The following is a 21,322-nucleotide window of genomic DNA, read 5'->3' on the forward strand; positions in this document are numbered from 1 at the left end:
CTGTATTTATTAAATAAAACGATAGGGCATAAAACATAAAAGCGTTGCTCCAACGCATATATGGTATTTTGGAGCTAATGCTTTTTTTTAATTTAATAATTGTCCAAAACGTTTTGTATGAATATCCGTTTTGATAATTTTTGCAGGGTTACCTGCAACTATTGAATTTGAGGGGACATCTTTTGTGACAATTGATCCTGAACCAACGATTACTTCATTACCAATTTTAATACCAGGCAATATAATTACATTGACTCCAATAAAGCATTTTTTACCAATATAAGTATCTGTGTGTATATTTCTAGAAAAATCATGACTTAGCATAACAACACCTGATGCTAAATAGCTTTCATCATCAATATGTATCCCCTTGGCATAAGTTTTATCCAATTTTGTACCAAAAGAAATCCTTGCTGATTTTGAAATATCCATACCATATACTAATGTGAAAAACATGTGTTTGGTATAAATAATTATAAGTCTGGCAATTTCTCTAATTCTCTTCATTTTTTGTGACAATTTAGATTTATCATAGTGTATAATTAAAGTTATGACTCCTTTAGGTGTTAATCGAGTTTTATGAATATTGGTGTTTTCTCGTTCCCATTTTTATATATTCTCGAATTTACGGATATTCCGATTTTCTTAATAAATCTCTTATTAAAAGCATCATTATATTTTGTCTGGTAATATTTTATATCTTCTTTATCTGATATTATGTTTACATTAATAATATTAAATTTCTCTGAAACTTGAAATTGAATAATTGTTTCGTCTTTATTGAAAAGGTGAGAGAAGAACTCTGTGTGTATTCTGTTCCCGTTAGAATCAGTAATGTAGCTATTAACCCTTCCTGATATGCTCGATATTTTTGGCAGGGAGCTTCCACATTTACATTTCTCATAAATTATTTCGTTTGAGTTAGATACATCACCCACTTCATACCGAATGAACGGGAAAGATAAATTTGTTAAGTCTGTAAGTATTATCTTGTGGGCAATTATTTCAACATAAGTTCTTTCGTATGATATATGGTACCCGTTGTGTTCTTGACATTCAAATGCACATATCCCTCCATCATTGGCTCCATAGATATCGAAGACATCACAATTGCAGTATGTTTTTGCCAATGTTCTGATTTTTGGGATAAATGTTTCGCTTGTTGAAAATATGCCTCTTAGGTCTAAGTATAAATTGTTTTTCTCAAGATGCCTTAAAAAAATCAATATCGCAGATGTGTATCCATATATTCCTTTTATGTTCTTTTGTTTAATTATATCATAGGTATTCTGAAGTTTATCTGTATTTAAGTCAAAAGCAGAAATTACTGTAAAACGATTTATCCAATCAAAGATTTTTCTTGGTATGCTCCTATTGTTGTATAAAGATGGGCCGGCAATCATTATTATTGGGGTACATGGCTTAATTCCACATGTATTAAAGGCACGCCACAGATTTGGCCAAAGAGAGCTAACAGATTCTCTTGATAAAGAATATTTAAATGGTGTACCAGTTGTACCCCCCGTATGATATATTTGATGTATAAATTTTTCAATAAATGGATGGATAACTAAAAGATCCTTTTTATTAATTATCGGTATTTCGTCAAATTCAATTTTTTTAGTTAAATCAATACCTTTCGAAATCAACCATTCTCTATAGTTTTTATTATGCTTAATATGATGTTGTAAGATTTTTTCTTTTGCGTTATTTTGATATGCTATTATGCTATCTTCAGTTTTTTTGAATTGATTTTCAATAAAAGAATTATAAAGATTATTTTGATTCGTTTTGCGAACCAAGTCAAGTATTTTAATTCTAAAGTTCATTAATATTAATTTATAGTTGATGTATTATAATTTAGAATATAGGTTTGTCAAACATGATTCAACCTGCGTGGGTAGGTATGGTTCTACTTTGTTGAATGATTGATTTCCCATAGCATTAATAGAATTCTTGTTTCCCCCAATAAAATATTTAATTGCATCATATAGTTGTTTTTGATTTCCTGGTTCTATAAGAATCCCATTGCTATTATCAACTATGTCTGGAATTCCTCCAACTCTTGTTGATATTATAGGTAGAGAGTGTGACATTGCTTCTAAAATCGATATAGGTAGACCTTCGTTGTATGATGGTAGTATGAAAATATCTGCCCCATTAAAATACATCTGTTTGTCTTCATTAGACACCCAACCAATGAAACTTACTATATCTTCCAATTGATATCTTCTGATTAATTCCTGTAGTTTTTTTATTTCGCCATTTCCTCCTAAATAAAACTTTGCTTTACCCTTCAAATGAACCTTATAATTAGAAAGGGTTTCCAATAAGAACCAAATACCTTTATTAGTACCAATCAAGCCTAAAAATAAAAAAGACACTATTCCCTTTTCGTTTAACCGAATATCTTTTATTGTGGGTGTTGTTATTATGTTAGGAATAGTTAGTATATGTCTAGGTTCAAAGTTTTCTGTAAAGAATTTTTCCCATCTAGAGGATAGACATACAACAGTATCTGAATTATTAATAAAATCAGATATTTTGTCTTTCAAACTTAACTTAGCATTATAATAGAATTCATGAAACATTCCACCATGAATATGGACTATAACCTTTTTATTAAATTTCTTAGCAATTTTAAAATATATATACTTGCGTTTAAAACTATTTCTAGATGCGCTATGTATATGAACGATTCTAATGCAAGGGTGAATAAACAATAAAAATATAAAGCGTATAAGTCCTAAAACCAAACTAATTAGTTTTGAAAAATAATTAGCAGGTACATTTGATGCCACAAAATAAGCATCTGGGAAGAGTTTTTTATACTCGCTTAAAACAAAAGCTACACCACCTTTGGGCGTTTTTGAATATGGACCGATGAAAAGTATATTTTTTGTGTTGTACATAGTTTTACTAATAATTATTCAAATATTTTTCAGATGTGCTTTCAATTGAAAAGTTAGCAAAGCAATAATTATATGCTTTTAGCGTAGTAATTTTTTGGAATTCATACTTCTTTATAATTCGCTCTATTTTATCTGCACAATCATCAATCTTTTCAGATTTAAAATAAGCTCCATATTCCCCGTTCCCAATAATTTCCATAGGCCCATTAATATTGGAAACCAACACCGGAACTTTTGCTGCCATTGCCTCAGCAACGGTTAAGCCAAATCCTTCGAATAGTGATGGTTGTACAAGTAAATCGTATTTGTGAAGATTCTGGTAAACAAATGATCGCGTTTGATTTCCCCAAAAGCGAATGTTTTGACTTAAGTCGTTTTTATCGACTAATTTTTTTAAATAATCAAGAGATTCTCCTTCTCCTATAAAATCTGCAGTAAATTGAAGTTTCGGATTATTCTTTTTGATAAGAGACAGCGCCTCAATTAATATATGTTGCCCTTTTTGGGTATGGTTGAGTCGACTAACCTGAATAATTTTAAATGGTGCATCAGGCTTAAAATGTTTCTTTTGTGTTATTAATTCGGTATGAATACCATTGTATACCACTTGTACTTTATAATTTCCTTTGGATAGAATATCCTTTTTTACGCTTTCAGATATTGCAAATAGTTTATCATATTTATTAAAATTTACAATAGGGTAATTCAACGCATGAACAGTAAGATACTTTACTCCTTTTAATGGCCATTTTATAAGATTAATTAGAGTATGATTATGGCAATGTATAACATCAGGATTTATTTCTTTTAACAACAGATTAAACTTAACCAACTTTAATGGATTTCTACTACCTGGTTCTCGTTCAATTCTGTATGTTTTTATACCGTCATGAAATTTGCCAGCAATATATTCGTTGATACTTTTATTAACTATGATTACCGACACATCTTCTGTTTTTGCCTGCTCGTTGGCAATATCAACCAGCATGGTTTCTGTTCCGCCTGTATTTAAGGAGTATATAATGTGGGTTATTTTCATTTGTTTTATTTTAATGATTTTTTTTTGCGTATAGCCTATAGCTTATAATTCTTGAGTGAGTTCTGATTGTTTGCACTAGAATATAGGAGTGGAAGTATGAAAAAATCAGAATATGCAATGATGGCATTTCCAAAGGATAAAAAGAGTAAGTTCATGAGCATATAAGAAGCCAGCACCAGAGAAAGCTTGTCGTTTTTAGCATATTTTTTTAACTGACGATACGTTTTTATATAAAAAAATAAAAATACAATTATACCTAATGCTCCCAAACGTAAAATTAGTATTGACCAAGCAATATCAGCTGTATTTAGCTGTGCCATTTTGCCTGTCGTTTGGTCGGGTTGTCCCAAGGCAAAAACAGTTTTGTTGAAGTTTTGCTCAGAAACACTTCCAATCCCAAATACTGCTGTTTGTGGTTTTTGAATGCAATAAATTAAACGCTCATAGAAATGAAGAATTCTGTATGAAAAATTTCCATCAACTTCGCCCTGTTTAATGCCTTGAGTTTGTTGTGTCGTTTCTAAAAACCTTGTTTTTAGTACCGGACTGGAATAGAAAATGCCAAGAGCTAATACTGCCACTACAGCTGAAGTATATGCTAATTTTTTTAGACTGATTTTTAACCGAAGAGCAATGAATGCACATCCTAAAATAATTGCAACGGTGTAACTTATTTTTAATGATAGTATTACAGGTAGAAATAGAATGAAAATTAAAACAATGCGTATTTTTTTATTTTTATTGTTATAATTTCCAAACAGTAGCATAATTGCTGAAATTACATATACGGGCGGCTTAACCCCACGGTTAATTATCGTGCCATCCATATTGTAAATCCTGCTGGCGCCAATCAGGTGTATTCCTGTAATATGTTGGAAGCTTAGCACCAAGCACATGAGAATTGTTACCCATATAATAGTGTTTATTGCTTTTTTTATTGTATCCTTTCCAATATATTTCCCAATTAAAATGATGCTCAAGTATAACCAATGCCGTAATTGACGAATTACATCACCAATAGTATAATGATTTATAAAAATATCAATGCAACTGCTGATTAGGAGAAATAGTAAAAACCATCCAATAAAAGGCAAAACAGGGCTTTTCAAAACACGTAAGCTGTTTTTAACCAGAATTGAAATAAAGAATAAAAAATACAGCACTAATCCTGAGTCGCTGACATTGTGAGGAAAAGGGAAAGTCGACAATCCCCCGTTTTCGAGTGCCAGTTGTAAGTACGACGAAGCAAGGATAATAATAATGGCAATAACTAAGTGCTGCTTGTTAAAAAATAAACAGCCAATGCCAATTAATAGAAGAAGGATATCCAATGGTTATTGTTTTTTTAATGATTGCTCAAGGAAATGGATTGATTTTTTACGTAGTACCACCAGGTTGGCATCAACGTTTTTATAATTAATAGAACTGTGCCAAAGTTTAGAGGTAAACAAATCATCGGGATTTATCAAAAAACGGTTTTCAATTCCAAGTTCCGTTAATAAATTAATAATACGTGTGTATCTTTTGCCATGCCCAGGTAATACAATAAACGGGCGGTGGAACAATATTGCAAATGCCATGCAATGAAAAGAATCAGTTATAACGAGTTCTGCGTTTTTTATAGATGAAAGCCATCCTCTCACCGAAGGGAAAGGCCGATAAATGAATCCTTTTTTTAGCCTGTTTGCATTCAAAGCAACTGGCCTTAATTTTAGTTGCTCCGCAATTCTTTTTACATCTTTTTCTATTTTGGCATTCGATAAAAATTTGAAGTAGATTAATTCGTTGGTTTTATGTTTTTTAATTTTCAGCTCATCGTATGATTCTATAAGCAATGTAGGGTCGAGTACAACATTAGCCTCTAATTCAAATTTCTCCTTACATATTTTAGCTCCGGATTTTTCACGTACACTAATTGCCGTAAATTTTGTTAGTAGTGCTTTGGTAGTTTGTAGGTCTGTTCCTTTCCACTCAGGAGAACCAAAACTTGCAGCATAAGCTATTCTCTTTACCTTGTCGGGTAAAAAATTAAAAAAGAAGATGTGCTCGTCGTTTTTAGTTAGTTCTGCATTCCAAACCTGATCGCTGCCTACAATACAAAAGTCACTGTTTTTTGTTGCATTGGCAAGTTCTTTTGGGGTGTTGCACTCTTTCGTAAAATATGGTAAAAACTTTTTCCGAAAACAATAGAAATGAAAAGTGCTTACTATCTGTGCTAATCTTCCAGGCAAACTAATTTTTTTTGTTTTAAGCTTAAAGTTAAAAACATGAACCGTATGCCCCATCGTTTTTAAAATTTTCGAAAGCGCATACAATTGTAGGTGAGCTCCGAAATTATTAACCTTAACAAAGGTGAGGATTTTAATGTTAAGCATTTTTTTGTTGTAGTTGTATCAAAGATTTTTTAATATTTTTCATTAAAAGTATCTGCCCCAATTTATAGCTGATGTAATTGAATATTTTGTAGGGAAGCCAGAGCACGTTTTTTCCTGAAATATTTCCTGCATATATTTTAGTGAGTGTTTGGTACTTTAAGTTTTTAAATAAAAATGGCATAAAAATTCGTGCAGGGTGTATCCTGTGAAAAGGTCGTTTGCCATATATTATTCTAGGGTTATAAGGAATACATTTTTTCCACGCTGTTTTGTGAAAAGTAATATTGCTATTGGCTAAAAGTTGTTTCCCCTCTACAGAGTGTGTTATAGCCAGCGATACTCCTTTGTAATGTTCTTCCGGATAATCTTTTAACCCCCAGAAATCGGCAAGGGTGATATCAGATTTTCGGTTATGATGTGAATATCTACATTGAGAGCAGCTGTCGCGGTTGGTTAAAGCAGAACTAAAACCTTTTATTATTAAATTATTTTTGTCGCTACAACTATTTTTATCAGAGTAAAATGTAAGTTCATAACGATAATTTTTACTATGCCAACCATTTTTTTTGTTTCTATAAGAAATTATTTTTTCAACATTTGGGTGAGACTTTATAAATGAATCTACAAGTAAAAAAGAAGGGACTCCACCACAGACCATGTCAACAGTAAAAAGTTTGCCACTAAATTTTTTATTTTTTAAATAGTTAAGTATACCTGCAACCTGGCATGGAACTCCTGAAAATAGTACTGTTTTTTCTCTTTTTAAATAATTGAATGTGTCGCGGTAAATCCCGACAGTATTGCTTTGCTGGTATTTTGAGCCTTGTAATCTTTCTATGTCTTCAATATTATCGATTAGAATATGTTTAACATTTAAACCATCCATGGTTGCACCAGCTACAACCCCGCCTTCTTTTATAATTGCCTCCGCAATGGCAGCAAATACTCCTCCAGATGCGCTATTTATGCGAATTTCATCATTCTTTGCCCATGCTGCAAATGGTTTAGAGATATCCTTTTCGCTTTTGTATTCGAAGTTTGAAACGACAGGACAAGCTTTTGTGCAAAGGCCACATTGTGTACAAATATCTGTGTTTATTTTGGGATAATAATGGCCATCTTTTTGTAGCTTGATATCAATTGCATCGAAATTGCAAGCGTCGGCACATACCATGCACCCGGTACACTCTGATTTACTCGCTAGTATGGGTTTTTTATTTTTCACTCTACTTTTTCTTTTTTATTTTTTCGAAAATGAATTTCAATATGTTCATGTTCATTTTATGCTTAAGCTCGTAGTTTATCCAAAATGCATGTGCCAGCAGCAAGATAATGCCTAAAATAATACTCCCTGCATTAGGAAAAATATTCGAGAACAAGAATGCCAAGCCGATAAATGCATAAGAAATACCAATAATTTTTTTTAATAGGGCTGAGAACTTAAATTGATAAATGTATTTGCAGGCAATTAAACTCATTAGAAAATAAGCGATATACCCAATAAAATAATTAATTCCCAATCCATCAAATCCAAACATATTAGAGAATAGTATTAAAAGGAAATATTCTCCTATCCAGAATACAGCCTGAATCGTTATATAAATTATCGCCTTTCCCCTCACCATTATAGCATACGAGAATGGGAACGCAAGTACCCTTAAACTTACACCCAATACTTGCCAACGAATAATATTTGTACCTGCTATAAATTCGGAAGAATACAATACATTCATTATAATTGGTGAAAATATAAGAATTCCGACCACTCCAATACTGGCAATCAGCATTCCTAATTCCATTTGTTCATTTATTAATTTTCTTATCTGAAAATTATTGTCTGCAACTTTCATTAGCCGGGGCATTAAATCGACTCCCATTGCTGTTAATATTGTACCAACATAAATATTTGAAATTGTCCAGCTTGCCTGGTATATTCCCACTGTTTCAATATCAAAATACTTGGTTAAGAATATTCTTGATAATAATGTCATTATTGTTGCTACAATGCCAGCTATGCTAAATGCTAACCCAATTTCAAGTAGTTGTTTTAACTCTTTTTTTGCTTCGTTGATAGTTGGTATCAGCACTTTAATATTCATTTTTTTTACAAACCATCCGGTTGTAATTGCAGCAATTAACGGTATTGCTAAAACATACCAAGCTATTCCCTGAATGTTAAAAAGATAAACACATAATATCGCTATAAGTGAACCTGCTATTGCTCCAATAATCTGACTTATGGCGAGTTCTTTTATATACCGAAACCCATTTAATATGGCATATTGTCCTCTAGATATTCCATGAAAAAGAATGGCAAATGATACTATTTTAATTCCTGTTGTATATTTATTCGTTTCAAAAATAAATTCACTGATTTGTTCCGATAAAATAAAGGATAATGCGGTAAAAAGGATACTTAATATAAGAATTGAGTATTTTAGAATAAAAATAGTTTTTGCGACAACTTCCTTTTGCTCTGCATTTTGGGCGATTTGTCTTACTCCACTTTGATCAAGACCTAACAACGATATTTTGGTGGCCATGTCAATGTAGTTTTTGTAGAGTCCCCAGATTCCAACTCCTTGTGTTCCTACAATGATAGCCAATACTTTGTTGCGTATTAAACCAAATACCATCTGGAAAATTTGCACAAATCCAATTAATCCAGTGGTTTTAACAATTGTTTTATATGAATTATTACTCACTCGTTTATACCTTGTTTAAAATGTATCCGGAGGAACCTTTGTATGAAATTATTTTTGCCGGAATTCCAACGGCTACGGCATTATCGGGTATGTCTTTTGTAACTACTGCATTGGCTCCAATGGCTACATTATTACCAATAACAACTTTTCCTACAATTTTTGCTCCAGGCCCTATGTAAACACTTTCGCCAATTATTGCCGCACCTTTTTTGGAACCTCTGCTGGCCATTCCAATTGTAACTCCTTGCGATATATTGACATTTTTTCTAATAATTGCACGTGGCGATATTATAATGGTTGAAAAATGGCCAATATAAAATCCTTCTCCAATTTCAGTAGAATAAGTAATGTCGATGCCGTATTTATAGGAATAGTGTCGTAGTCTTAATCGACAATAGACAAATAAAGGAAGGTGTTTCTTTTTTTTTGCAAAGGTTTTTGTAGTTCGGAACCAAAACATATATCTAAAACCAGGTATTGAAAAATAGGCTTTTAAGTATTTAGTAAATGATCTGTTTTGCCCAATGTGTCTGGTTAAATCATTTTGAATGGATTTTAACATAGTCATTTCATGTGTATTACTATTTGGAAAGACTTATTCTGTAATGATAACTTCCAAAGTTTCTTTATATTGATAATCACGAATATTACTTATTATTTTTTTGCTTCGATAATCTTCCATGATGCCATCCATAAACCTTGTCCATGGCTTCATAATTGCCTGTTATTCAGCGTTGGCTCAGATTTGTAATCTGTGCCTTGTTTTGAAAAAACAAAAGCTTTTTATCTCTTATTGATTACCCCTCCGTTTGCTATCTGGGGTATAAAAATTTGCATTTTCTACTCATTGTTCAAACAACGTAGCTTTTTTTAGCCTTTCGGCTGAGGTACGGATTACAAATCCGCACCGGCGAAGGTTCCGTTAACGCTGTCTAGTCTGCCGACGTTGACAGGTTGGGAGTTCCAACCACTTGTCAGCGTGCGCAGCACCTGACAACGTCAATTACAATAGACTGATTATTTGCTTTTTGTTTGCTCCAGTTTTGCGAGTATTTGTTGTGCATCAAGTTTTATCTTCGAGAATGCGAACCACTTTTTGCCCAGATCTTTCAGCGATGCTCCAATGTGATACACCGTTGTTTGGTCAATAATAAGAAACCGGTCGTGTGCCTTATTAAATTTATGTACGACAATGGGTGGATACTGGGCATTAAACCGTTTCGAATCGAGTTTTAATTGTTCGGAAATATTCGCTGTGTATATGTTAACACAAACGTCTGGCGATTTTTTCGAGAGTAAAATGAATACACTTTCATCAATATAATTATCGATCAGCACAATTGACCTGGTAGCTGATTTTATGAGTTCTGAAACAAATTTGTGGGCATCAAATATTTGGCCGTCAAAGAATATTCCTTCGCTGGGAGGTAAATTTGTTCTAATATGGAAATCAAATTCATCTACTTTCCTTTTTAACTGGTGAACATCGCTTTCTATTCTTTCAATGCGTTGATTGGTCGTATAACCTTTTAATAAATACTCTTTTAATATTCTGTTTGCCCAAATTCTAAATTGAATACCCCGCTTTGATTTCACCCGATATCCAATAGAGATAATCATGTCTAAATTGTAATGTTCAACCTGGTATACCTTTCCATCGGATGCAGTTGTCGCAAATTTTGCGACAACTGCAATGTCCTGCAATTCTTCTTTTAATGCATTTGAAACGTGTTTTCCAATGGTTTTAATATCTCTGTTGAACAGCAACGCAATTTGATGACGATTAAGCCAAACTGTTTCGCCGTCAACACGCACGTCAAGCTGAAAATCGGCATGGTCTGTCTCTTTGTATATAACTATCTCTCCGTTGGCGCAGATTTGCAATCTGTGCCTTGTTTTGAAAAAACAAAAGTTTTTTGTCTCTTATCGATTAACCTTCTGTTTGCCATCCAGGTTATAAAACTTGTAATTCCTACTCATTATTCAGCCAACGTATTTTCTTTTCAGCCTTTCGGCTGAGGTACGGATTACAAATCCGCACCAGCGAAGGTCAAGTTTATCGACGTTGACAGGTTGTGCTTCCTCCGACTTGTCAGCGTGCGCAGCCCACCGTTGGCGCAGATTTGCAATCTGTGCCTTGTTTTGAAAAAACAAATGCTTTTTGTCTCTTATCGATTAACCCTGTGTTTGCCATCCGGGTTTAAAAATTTGTAATTCCTACTCATTATTGAAACAACGTAGTTTTTTTCAGTCTTTCGGCTGAGGTACGGACTACAAATCCGCACCAGCGATGGGTTCCAAAGAATAATTCAATTTTGTATTGCTTCCGTCAACGCTGTCAAGTCTATCGACGTTGACAGGTTGTGCTTCCTCCGACTTGTCAGCGTGCGCAGCACCTGTTGGCGCGGATTTGTATTCTGTGCCTTGTTTTGAAACAACAAAAGCTTTTTGTCTCTTATTGATTAACCTTCTGTTTGCCATCCGGGTTTAAAAATTTGTAATTCCTACTCATTATTGAAACAAGGTATTTTTTTTTCAGCCTTTCGGCTGAGGTACGGATTACAAATCCGCACCAGCGAAGGTCAAGTCTGTCGACGTTGACAGGTTTTGTGCTTCCTCTGACTTGTCAGCGTGCGCAGCACCTGACAACGTCAAGTATAAAGGGAAAAAAGTTTTTAGTTTAGTCGTTTAAGCGTGTATTCTTTTAGTCTAAGCCAAATGGCTGATATTTTTTTGATTTCATCGGGTAACAAATTTAATTCTTCAATCTGAATTTCCTGGTAAAATGGATATTCATGCGAAACGGCGTTCCGCGTTTGCCTGAGTTTTATCCAGTCCCGCGCACTATCTATGAGGTTTAGTTTTTCCATTCTGGAAAGAACATCAATAAAAGGAAGTCCTGAAACATCTTCTTCGAGAACCTCCAGGAGTTGATTAAATAATCGGTTTCCCATACTGTCCTGAAGCTTGGAAAATCGATAAATTAACTGGTCAAACAACGCTAGATCTATCGGGGATATTTGATTGAACCCGGACATTGTTAATGGCAAATGCCTGGCAATATTATTATAAGCAAACATCATCCGCTGGTGGTGTAATTCGCAAATAGAAAGCGTCTCATTCAATTTGTCTTTCAGTTCGTCGGTCAGCATAATTGTATTCCTGTTTTATGAATCGTTTTAAAGAAATACGAATTTCTGAAAGCAGGGTTATCCAGCACCACGTCGATTTTTTGTTCCCCGATTTTGAGAATGAGATCGGTAATGAAGTTGATTTTTTCACCTGTTTTTAGTTGCGTCCCATTGAGGTTACTAATGAACAAGTCGATGTCACCTCCGCGTTCCTGATTATTCGTTCTGGAACCGAACAGGAAGACCTGAACATCGTTTCCAAAATGATGTTTTGCCAGGGTTTTAATACTTGATATTTCAAAATCGCTAAGCCGCATATTCAAAAATAGTTATTAGTTGTGACTTCTGAATATTGATTGTGTAAATTAACATAGAATCAATAGAGTTGATGTTTTTTATCCACCTGATTGTTGCTCCGGTTGGCGCAGATTTGTAATCTGTGCCTTGTTTTGAAAAAACAAAAGTTTTTTGTCTCTTATTGATTAACCCTGTGTTTGCCATCCGGGTTTAAAAATTTGTAATTCCTATTCATTACTTAAACAACGTTTTTTTTTCAGCCTTTCGGCTGAGGTACGGATTACAAATCCGCACCAGCGATGTGTTCCAAAGAATAATTCAATTTTGCATTGCTTCCGTCAACGCTGTCAAGTCTATCGACGTTGACAGGTTGTGCTTCCTCCGACTTGTCCACCGTTGGCGCAGATTTGCAATCTGTGCCATTGCTGACAGACAATACTATTTTATTACGATTACATCCAATAACCCTTTTCCTCCGGCATAATCGGCAGCGCTGCTGTACAAGTAATCTTCAGCCCTGAAAACGATACCTTCTTCTACCGGGTTTTTATGGACGTAATCAATTTTCTGGTCAATCACTTTGTTGTTCCACAGTTCTACTGGTTTGTTATCGCTTCTCCAAAATCGATATCCTTCAGAAGTTTTAAATTGCTGCATTAACCATTCTTTTCTGCTTTCCTGAATATTTTCTTCAATAGCTTTTATTATGGTTTTGCTGGTATACTTCTTGAAATCACGAAGAATATCTTGCAATAGATATCCATCTTTCGCCCGTATAATTAAATGGATATGATTGGTCATTATACACCAGGCAAAAATCTCTAATCCTTTATGCTGTTGACAGTATTTTAAGTTATCAACTAAAATATTTTTATACTTGTTTCGAGTAAAAACATCAATCCATCCTTGGACCGCAAAGGAAACGAAGTAAACACCATCTGGGTTATAAAATTTGTATTTCCTACTCATTATTTAAACAGCGTAGTTTTTTCAGCCTTTCGGCTGAGGTACGGATTACAAATCCGCACCAGCGAAGGGGCTTCCTCCGACTTGTCAGCGTGCGCAGCACCTGATAACGTCGAATGAATCCGGAAAAACGAACGGTAAATCTAATCAACTCAGCGGCAACAGTTCAACCGGTTTTTACAGTTTATACACGTTTTCGGCACTTTCCTTAATCATATTTCGCATGTCGACAACCATTTTTGCATGTTGCTGAATGAATTTCACATCGAATGCCGAGTGGTTTGTGGTTAAAACCACGGCGTCGGCAGCTTCCAATGTTTGGGCGTTTAAATCTACCGATTCAAACCGGTTGCCTTCGTTGGTTTTAACCGAGGGGATAAATGGGTCGTGGTACGAAACAACTCCTCCTTTGTGGAGCACGGTGTCCATAATTTCCAGTGCGGGCGACTCGCGCTCGTCGTTGATGTTTGGTTTGTAAGCTACCCCCAGAAACAAGATGCTGCTTCCGTTAACTGCTTTTTTGTGGCGGTTAAGGGCAGTGGCAATTTTAATGTACATGTAGTGGGGCATTCGCATATTAATGTGCCCCGCCGCGTGAATCATGGAGAGGTCGAAATCGTATTTTTTGGCAATGTGTTCCAGGTAAAACGGGTCGAGCGGAATGCAGTGGCCTCCGATTCCCGGCCCCGGATAAAACGCCTGAAACCCGAATGGCTTTGTTTTGGCGGCATCAATCACTTCCCAAATATTGATGTCCATTTTTCCGGCCAGCAGTGCCAACTCGTTAATTAAACTAATGTTGACCAGCCGGTAAGTATTTTCCAGAATTTTTACCATCTCGGCAACGCGTGGCGAGCTTACCGGGTAAATATGGTCGATGGCTCTTTTGTAAAGCGCTTCTCCTATTTCCAGCCCTTCGGGCGACAGGGCGCCCAGTACCTTTGGCGTGTTGCGGGTATGAAACGATTTGTTGCCCGGGTCAACCCGTTCGGGAGAGTAGGCAAGCCAGAAATCATCGCCGTGTTTCAGCCCGCTCTCTTTTTCGATAATAGGAAGCATGAAACCCTCTGTTGTTGTGGGGTAGGTGGTGCTTTCCAGGCTGATGAATGTTCCCGCTTTCATGTGGCGCCCTATTTCGATGCAGGCACTTTCGATGTAACTCATGTCGGGTTTTCTAAAGCGGTCGAGCGGCGTGGGAACGCAAATGAGCAATGCGTCGCATTCGGCCATCCGGCTGAAATCGGTGGTAGCGCAGAGCGCCACTTTTTCAACAACCTCTCTGAGTACGGCATCGCGAATGTCGTCGATGTAGTTTTTTCCGTGGTTGATGCTGTCTACCTTTGCGGGATTTTTGTCGAACCCGATGGTTTTAACCCCGGCTTCGGCAAAGTTAACTGCCAGAGGAAGGCCTACGTATCCGAGGCCGATTATACCGACAACTTCTTGGTTCTCGGCTATTTTATTCAGAATTTGTGATTTGTAGTCCATAACAATATTGTTCTGTTTTTAAATTTTTTTTCTCCTTATTTCTGAGAAAATATTTTGATAAAGGATTTGTTTACTGTTTGTTTTTTGTTGTAGTAAGTTACAGCATTTTTTTATGGGATGCAACGCTTTTTATTTCGTCCAGATAAGCAGCGCGGGCTTGTCTTTGTAAAAATAGCTCATCTCGTTTTTGGTGAATGTGAGGTACATAATTTTGCGGTTAATAAGTTGCTCGGCCTTTTTTACCAGTCCGTCGATGTATTTTTTATCCAGGTCGTTTCCTATTAATGCAAGTTCTACCGTTTCCGCGTCGGCCCCTTTGGCAAAGTTGCCGGTAATGTAGGCTTCTTCCAGGTCGCCAACATGGTTGATAATTCGTTCCACAATCTGGTCAATCCCCACTGTTTTACGCACAATCCGCTTCAGGTCGGAGTACAGAGGGTGTTTCTGATTGGCCATGTAAAGACGTTTCTTCCCTTCAAATTCAGAAGTCAGCAATCCGGCATCAATAAACCTGTTCAGTTCCACCCTAATGGCGTTGGTGGACTCATTAAACTCCCTTTCCATGCTTCGGAGGTAATCTTTGTTTCCATCGAACAGAAAAAACTTGATGAGGAGTTTAATGCGGGTTTTTGACGAAATAATAATATCGAGCATAAATTAAATAAGCTAAAAAAGTATAATTGAAAAAGAGTGAGTTCGTTTTTTCGGTTGCTGTTCTTTTAATGTTTTCGGTTGCAATTTGTGCCATTGTTTTTCTTTTGGGAATAACCACGGGTTTAGCGGAAGTAATGTTTTCCGGAATGTGAGGTTAACCTGTAGTAACTGTTGTTTACATGATTTTTTTCGTGTGAACTTAAAATGGCCAGAACAAGGGGATGAGTAAAACGCTTAAAATGAATGCAATAATTTGCATGGGAGCCCCAATGCGCAAAAAATCTGCCGCTGAGTATTTCCCGATGGCTTTAATAACCAGGTTGGCGCGGTATCCGCGAGCTGTCATAAAGCTGGAAGCCCCGGCAATTGCAATGGCTACGAAAAATGGCCGGGCATCAACACCCAGCAGTTGTGCGGCAACGGCTGCCACCGGAAAAACCAGTGCTACCGCAGCATTATTGGTGATAATTTCGGTTAGAACAGAAGTTATCAGCCAGATGATTGCCAATACTCCCACCGGCCCAATGGAGCGTACCACATTAATGGTATCTTCGGCCAGCATGTTGGCTACTCCTGAGTTTTGAATGGCTTTGCTAATGGCAAATGCCGACGCAATGGAAATTATCAGATCCCAACTCACCGACTTGGTATAATTTTGCTGAGGCAGAATTTTCAGCCAGATAAGCAACAGCGCGGCAAAAGCCACATAAAAGAAAATGTTGAGCCGCATACCGAATCCGTAAGAAACAATTTCGTTAACAACAATGGCAATTACCATGGCCAGCAGAATAATCAGCGCCATCCATTTTACGCGGGGGCCTTTGTCGTGATGCAGGTCGCGCAGGTAGTTTACCAGGTAAAACATTTGCGATGAGCCCCATGTCTGGTAGAAATTTTCGGTTGCCAGCAGCACTACATTATCGCCCACCTTCAGGCGCAGGTTGTTGAGGTTGTCGGTAATACGTTCGCCGTTACGATGAATGGCCAGCACCACGGCATGAAACTGTTCGAAAAAACTAAACTGGGTAACGGTTTGTCCCAGCCACGGGAAACGGGGCGAAAGCACCACTTCGTACTGTTTCAGGTTTTCAGGCTTTACATGCCCAAGGTATTCCATCCCTTTGAGCTTTATTTCTTTATGAAAAAGAATATAGTTGAGCCTGTCGGAACTGCCTGTTACCAGAATGTCATCGTCGGGCTGCAACCGGATGCCGTGTTTGCCGGGAGTCAGTATTTTATTGTTGCGCGCCACTGAATTAACGTATAATCCTGTAAGGCCTTCAATTTTATTGTTGACAACCTGTTTGCCAATCAACTGGCTGTTTTCCACCAGTTGGAGGTTGTAGTTGTAGTCTTTGCCTTCGGAAGGCTTCCCTGCAAATTTTATTTTTTCGCCGGGCAGCAGCCAGTTGCCGAAAACGGCCATGTAAACAAATCCGAAGAATGCCACAAAAAGGCCAATTTTCCCCAGTTCAAACAAATGAAATCCTTGGTTGCCACTGTCGAGCATCAACCCGTGCACTACCAGGTTCGACGAGGTGCCGATGAGCGTACACATCCCACCCAGAATAGCAGCATACGAAAGCGGAATCAGGAATTTCTTGTACGAGAGTTTCATGATTTCCGACCACCGGATGAGGATGGGGGCGAAGTTGACAACAATGGGCAGGTTATTTAAAAACGCCGAAAAAAATGCTACCGGAATCATTATCCGGGGCAGCATAAATGCCATCGGATTTCGTTTGTGCGGCAGGTAGCGCCTGGCCAGCAACGCCATCAGCCCCGATTGCCGGATGCCTTCGTTCACCAAAAACAGCACGGCAATGGTAACCAGCCCGTCGTTTGAAAAACCGGCAATTAATTCCCTGTCGGTAATGATGCCGGTTGCCATAAAAATAACCGCGGCGCTCAGCAGAATGAGTCCCGGGCGCATTGCCTCGGTTAAAAAGGCAACCACCAGAAATACAAAAACAATCAGTACAATCCAGGCTTCAAATGTCATGAATTAAAAATACAAATCTGATTTAAACTGAAGAAAGAAACCGTTGAAAAAAGTTTCTGCTTTGCACAGCTCCGCTTCCTCAGTTACATTGGAAATGTTCTGTGTTTGAAAAAAACGACGAATAATAATTGAGCATTTATTTTACTCAATAATTATTTGCAAATATATAAATCAATTGGCGTAAAAGTGCAAGGTTGTACTTTAATTTTTCCTAAAAAAAAGGTTTGCCGGGGAATGCTTTTTGTCGTCTGTTGATGGCTGTATTTGCCTGAATGAATAGTGCTTGCGAGTATAAAATGCGAAGTTTTTCTCCGTTGTTCTTCTTTTCTGTGAGTGCAGAAAAGGCTGACTGATAGCGAAATGGCGTTCATTATAAAAAAGGTGCATTTTCTAATAAAATTAATGAAATTTCCAGAAAGTATTGCGTTGGATATTTTCTGAATCCTTTGGCTGCGTTATGTTTTAAGAACTTTATGGGGGTTAGAGTTGTTAAAGGGGTTCTGTTTTATTTAGAATATTAAAAAAATTGTATAGATGAAAAAGCTTTTAATAAACACCCTTCCTCTTGCCAATGTAAATTTTGCTTTGTTGCTTTTGCGTGCAGGAGTCGCATTAATGATGCTAACACACGGTTACCCCAAGTTGATGCATTTGCTCTCGGGTGAACCGATTACTTTTCCGGCGGTTCCGGGGCTGGGCGTTACGTTGTCGTTTGTACTTACCGTGTTTGCAGAATTTTTGTGTTCTATTTTAGTGTTGCTGGGCCTGGGCACCAGGTTGTCGGCTATTCCGCTGGCTATAACCATGGCAGTGGCTGCATTTTATGCCCATGGCAGCGACCCGTTTGCCAGCAAAGAGATGGCCTTGCTGTACCTTACTATTTTTGTGGTGCTGGCGTTAACCGGAGGCGGCAAATATTCTGTGGATCACGTTCTGGCAAGGAGTTCTTCTAAACGATAATTAAGTTTTTATTTTGATTGTTAAGGGGAGAAGTAAAAAGGGAAAAGCAAGTGCCTTTCCCTTTTTTTATTTGTTATGAAAAAAGCTATACGGTGTAAGTAGACGAAGCAGTGTTGCCTCCGCGGCCGGTCCAGTTGGTGTGGAAAAATTCGCCACGCGGTTTGTCTGTACGTTCGTAAGTGTGCGCACCAAAGTAGTCGCGCTGTGCCTGCAACAGATTTGCGGGCAACCTTTCGGTACGGAATCCGTCGAAATAGCAAAGTGCCGATGTAATTGCCGGAACCGGAATGCCGTTTGAAAGTGCTGCAGCACTAACCCTGCGCCAACCTGCCTGTGCACCTTCAATTTTTTCTTTGAAGAAAGGATCGAGCAACAGGTTCGGGAGTTCCGGGTTGTTTTCAAATGCTTTTTTGATATCGCCGAGGAATGCCGACCGGATGATGCATCCGCCACGCCACATCAGCGCAATTCCGCCGTAGTTCAGGTTCCATCCGAACTCTTTGGCAGCTTCCATCATCAGGTTATAGCCCTGAGCGTAGGAGATGATTTTTGCACCGTAGAGCGCCATTTTTAAATCATCGAGGAATTTTTCGCGGTCGCCGTCAAACTGTGGTTTCGGGCCGTTAAGCACTTTCGATGCCTGTACACGCAGGTCTTTTTGAGCCGAAAGGCATCTTGCAAATACCGATTCGCCGATAAGTGTAAGCGGAATACCCAGGTCGAGAGCAGAAATTCCGGTCCATTTTCCGGTTCCTTTTTGTCCGGCTGTATCTAAAATAAAGTTGACAGTTTCTTCGCCATTTTCATCTTTGTAACCCAGTATGTCGCGGGTAATTTCGATGAGGTAGCTGTCGAGTTCTTCTTCATTCCATTTTGCAAACACTTCGTGCATTTCCTGGTTTGTCATTCCCAGCAGGTCTTTCATCAACTGGTAAGCTTCGGTAATGATTTGCATGTCGCCGTATTCAATTCCGTTGTGTACCATTTTTACAAAGTGTCCGGCACCGCCTTCGCCAACCCAGTCGCAGCAGGCTTCGCCATCAACTTTAGCAGAAACAGCCTGAAAAATTTCTTTAACGTGTGGCCAGGCAGCCGGAGAACCTCCAGGCATAATTGACGGGCCTTTTAAAGCGCCTTCTTCGCCGCCCGAAACACCGGTTCCGATGTACAAAAGCCCTTTGCTTTCCACATATTTGGTACGGCGGATGGTGTCCGGAAAATGAGAGTTTCCGCCATCAATAATAATATCGCCGGGTTCGAGGTGCGGAATAACCATTTCGATGAAATCGTCAACCGGTTTTCCTGCTTTTACCAGCATCATTACTTTGCGTGGTTTTTCCAGAGAAGCCACAAATTCTTCAATGGAGTGCGCCCCGATGAAATTTTTGCCGGCACCGCGTCCGTTGACAAATTTGTCCACCTTTTCCACTGTCCGGTTAAAAACCGCAACGGTGTAGCCTTTACTCTCCATGTTTAACACCAGGTTTTCGCCCATTACGGCTAACCCGATTAATCCAATGTCAGCTAATTTTTTCATTTTATTATTTTTTAAGTTTGTTTATACCGCCGGGTCGCAAAGACGCAAAAGACGTTTGACCTGAAGTATTTGCGCCTGTAGCCTTTGCGGCCTCTATTCTGTTAATATGTTAAATTTCAATTCTTCCAGCTTGTCGGCTGTTTCGTTGTCTACATTTTTCGTTTTTACCAGGTAGGTAGGAAACTCTCTTCTGACGGGGTAGTCGCCCCTCAGTTTTTCAAATTGCGCTGGATCTTTCCTCAATGCATTGTTGTCGCTTTCGATGCTGTAGGTTGCAAGAACCGCCTCTTGCAGGACGGAAAACCCGCTTCGCCTGCTGCCGTCGATTTCAATCACGGTTTCGTCGGGGAGTTCCACGTTTTCGGGTTCCCAGTTGTCAATTCCCAGCTTAAAAAAACGGCTGATGGCCTGAACACTCATTTTTGTGCCGTTGGCTTTTCCGTCTTTCGAATAACCTGCAATGTGCGGCGTTGCGAAAGCTGCCATGCTTAACAGTTCCGGATCGATTTGGGGCTCGTTTTCCCAGCAGTCGATAATTACATCAGAAACTGCTTCTGTTTTTAAGCCGGTTTTTACCGCTTTTGTGTCGAATACTTCGCCCCGGCACGAGTTAATAAGCAAAGGTTTTTTCTGCAGATTCCCGATAAACTCGTCGTTTACCAGATGAAATGTTGCATCTTCGCCTTTCATATTCAGCGGCACATGAAAGGTAATCATGTCGGCCTTTTCCTGTATTTTTTTTAACGATGCAAATTTTTCCGGGCCCTCAACACGCTCGCGGGGAGGGTCGTTCAGCAGCACTTTCATGCCAATGGTTTGGCACAACCGTGCAACTTTTGAACCGACGTGCCCCACGCCTACAACCCCAATGGTTTTGCCGCTGAGTTCGAATTTGTTTTTTTGTGCATAAGAAAAGAGCGCTGAGGCGATGTACTGGTTTACGCTTTCGGCATTGCAGCCGGGGGCGTTTGTCCATTCAATGCCGGCCTCGCGGCAATAGTCGGTATCAATGTGATCGAAACCGATTGTTGCCGTTGCAATAAACTTCACTTTCGAACCTTCCAGTAATCCGCGGTTGCATTTTGTCCGGGTTCTGGTAACAATGGCATCTGCATCTTTTACAACGTCAGGAGTTGTTTTGCTTCCGGGCAGATAAACTACTTCGGCAAAGGGCTCAAATGCCCCCCGAATGTATGGTATCTTATCGTCAATTACTATTTTCATGTTTTTCGTATTACTTATGGAACTTCGTTTTC

The 21,322-nt window shown here is 38.2% G+C and carries 20 protein-coding genes; 1 reads left to right on the forward strand and 19 read right to left on the reverse strand.

What is annotated here, in order from left to right:
* Positions 1-87 precede the first annotated feature (87 nt).
* The 17 genes from BUB08_RS03920 to BUB08_RS04005 form a co-directional block, all read right to left on the reverse strand.
* On the reverse strand, positions 88-507 hold the full coding sequence (locus tag BUB08_RS03920) for an acyltransferase (RefSeq protein WP_072999143.1): 420 nt from the start codon (positions 505-507) through the stop codon (positions 88-90).
* A 59-nt stretch (positions 508-566) separates the two neighbouring features.
* Positions 567-1,829 (reverse strand): phenylacetate--CoA ligase family protein, encoded by a 1,263-nt coding sequence (locus BUB08_RS03925; protein ID WP_072999145.1) that lies wholly within the window; start codon positions 1,827-1,829, stop codon positions 567-569.
* Positions 1,830-1,853: 24 nt separating this feature from the next.
* Positions 1,854-2,912 (reverse strand): glycosyltransferase family 4 protein, encoded by a 1,059-nt coding sequence (locus BUB08_RS03930; RefSeq protein WP_072999147.1) that lies wholly within the window; start codon positions 2,910-2,912, stop codon positions 1,854-1,856.
* A gap of 7 nt (positions 2,913-2,919) precedes the next feature.
* Positions 2,920-3,951 carry a glycosyltransferase family 4 protein gene (locus BUB08_RS03935; protein ID WP_072999148.1) on the reverse strand — a complete coding sequence of 344 codons (1,032 nt, stop codon included), beginning with the start codon at positions 3,949-3,951 and terminating at the stop codon, positions 2,920-2,922.
* A gap of 35 nt (positions 3,952-3,986) precedes the next feature.
* A complete protein-coding gene (locus tag BUB08_RS03940) occupies positions 3,987-5,282 on the reverse strand; it encodes a hypothetical protein (protein ID WP_072999150.1) in 1,296 nt (431 codons plus the stop codon).
* Positions 5,283-5,285: 3 nt separating this feature from the next.
* Positions 5,286-6,326, reverse strand: a complete 1,041-nt coding sequence (locus BUB08_RS03945) for a polysaccharide pyruvyl transferase family protein (protein WP_072999152.1) — start codon at positions 6,324-6,326, stop codon at positions 5,286-5,288.
* A complete protein-coding gene (locus BUB08_RS03950; protein ID WP_072999153.1) occupies positions 6,319-7,551 on the reverse strand; it encodes a Coenzyme F420 hydrogenase/dehydrogenase, beta subunit C-terminal domain in 1,233 nt (410 codons plus the stop codon). Before BUB08_RS03950 ends, BUB08_RS03945 begins: the two co-directional genes overlap by 8 nt.
* Before the next feature lies 1 nt (position 7,552).
* The gene (locus tag BUB08_RS03955; protein WP_072999155.1) at positions 7,553-9,031 is read right to left on the reverse strand and encodes an O-antigen translocase; all 1,479 of its coding nucleotides are present in this window, start codon (positions 9,029-9,031) and stop codon (positions 7,553-7,555) included.
* 4 nt (positions 9,032-9,035) lie between these two features.
* Positions 9,036-9,599 carry a serine O-acetyltransferase gene (locus BUB08_RS03960; protein WP_072999156.1) on the reverse strand — a complete coding sequence of 188 codons (564 nt, stop codon included), beginning with the start codon at positions 9,597-9,599 and terminating at the stop codon, positions 9,036-9,038.
* A gap of 449 nt (positions 9,600-10,048) precedes the next feature.
* Positions 10,049-10,915 carry a RhuM family protein gene (gene rhuM / locus BUB08_RS03965; RefSeq protein ID WP_245820168.1) on the reverse strand — a complete coding sequence of 289 codons (867 nt, stop codon included), beginning with the start codon at positions 10,913-10,915 and terminating at the stop codon, positions 10,049-10,051.
* 387 nt (positions 10,916-11,302) lie between these two features.
* Positions 11,303-11,512: a hypothetical protein gene (locus BUB08_RS03970; RefSeq protein WP_072999158.1), complete on the reverse strand. Its 210-nt coding sequence runs from the start codon at positions 11,510-11,512 to the stop codon at positions 11,303-11,305.
* Between the two features lie 194 nt (positions 11,513-11,706).
* Complete coding sequence (locus tag BUB08_RS03975) at positions 11,707-12,183, reverse strand: hypothetical protein (protein WP_072999160.1); 477 nt, start codon at positions 12,181-12,183, stop codon at positions 11,707-11,709.
* On the reverse strand, positions 12,177-12,479 hold the full coding sequence (locus BUB08_RS03980) for a nucleotidyltransferase domain-containing protein (RefSeq protein ID WP_072999161.1): 303 nt from the start codon (positions 12,477-12,479) through the stop codon (positions 12,177-12,179). Before BUB08_RS03980 ends, BUB08_RS03975 begins: the two co-directional genes overlap by 7 nt.
* A gap of 418 nt (positions 12,480-12,897) precedes the next feature.
* Entirely contained in the window at positions 12,898-13,428 is a 531-nt protein-coding gene (locus BUB08_RS03990; protein ID WP_072999164.1) for an REP-associated tyrosine transposase, read from the reverse strand.
* 174 nt (positions 13,429-13,602) lie between these two features.
* Entirely contained in the window at positions 13,603-14,913 is a 1,311-nt protein-coding gene (locus BUB08_RS03995) for a nucleotide sugar dehydrogenase (RefSeq protein ID WP_072999166.1), read from the reverse strand.
* Positions 14,914-15,042: 129 nt separating this feature from the next.
* The gene (locus BUB08_RS04000; protein WP_072999168.1) at positions 15,043-15,567 is read right to left on the reverse strand and encodes a hypothetical protein; all 525 of its coding nucleotides are present in this window, start codon (positions 15,565-15,567) and stop codon (positions 15,043-15,045) included.
* 199 nt (positions 15,568-15,766) lie between these two features.
* Positions 15,767-17,569: an SLC13 family permease gene (locus BUB08_RS04005; RefSeq protein WP_072999169.1), complete on the reverse strand. Its 1,803-nt coding sequence runs from the start codon at positions 17,567-17,569 to the stop codon at positions 15,767-15,769.
* A gap of 534 nt (positions 17,570-18,103) precedes the next feature.
* Here BUB08_RS04005 and BUB08_RS04010 point away from each other — a divergent pair.
* Positions 18,104-18,529 (forward strand): DoxX family protein, encoded by a 426-nt coding sequence (locus BUB08_RS04010; RefSeq protein WP_072999171.1) that lies wholly within the window; start codon positions 18,104-18,106, stop codon positions 18,527-18,529.
* Positions 18,530-18,614: 85 nt separating this feature from the next.
* On the opposite strand, the gene gnd is transcribed toward BUB08_RS04010, so the two are convergent.
* Both gnd and pdxB read right to left on the reverse strand, forming a co-directional pair.
* Positions 18,615-20,066, reverse strand: a complete 1,452-nt coding sequence (gene gnd, locus BUB08_RS04015) for a decarboxylating NADP(+)-dependent phosphogluconate dehydrogenase (protein ID WP_072999172.1) — start codon at positions 20,064-20,066, stop codon at positions 18,615-18,617.
* Between the two features lie 93 nt (positions 20,067-20,159).
* Positions 20,160-21,290, reverse strand: a complete 1,131-nt coding sequence (gene pdxB / locus BUB08_RS04020; RefSeq protein WP_072999174.1) for a 4-phosphoerythronate dehydrogenase PdxB — start codon at positions 21,288-21,290, stop codon at positions 20,160-20,162.
* Positions 21,291-21,322 lie beyond the last annotated feature (32 nt).

Source organism: Mariniphaga anaerophila (assembly GCF_900129025.1).
Classification (GTDB): Bacteria; Bacteroidota; Bacteroidia; order Bacteroidales; family Prolixibacteraceae; genus Mariniphaga; species Mariniphaga anaerophila.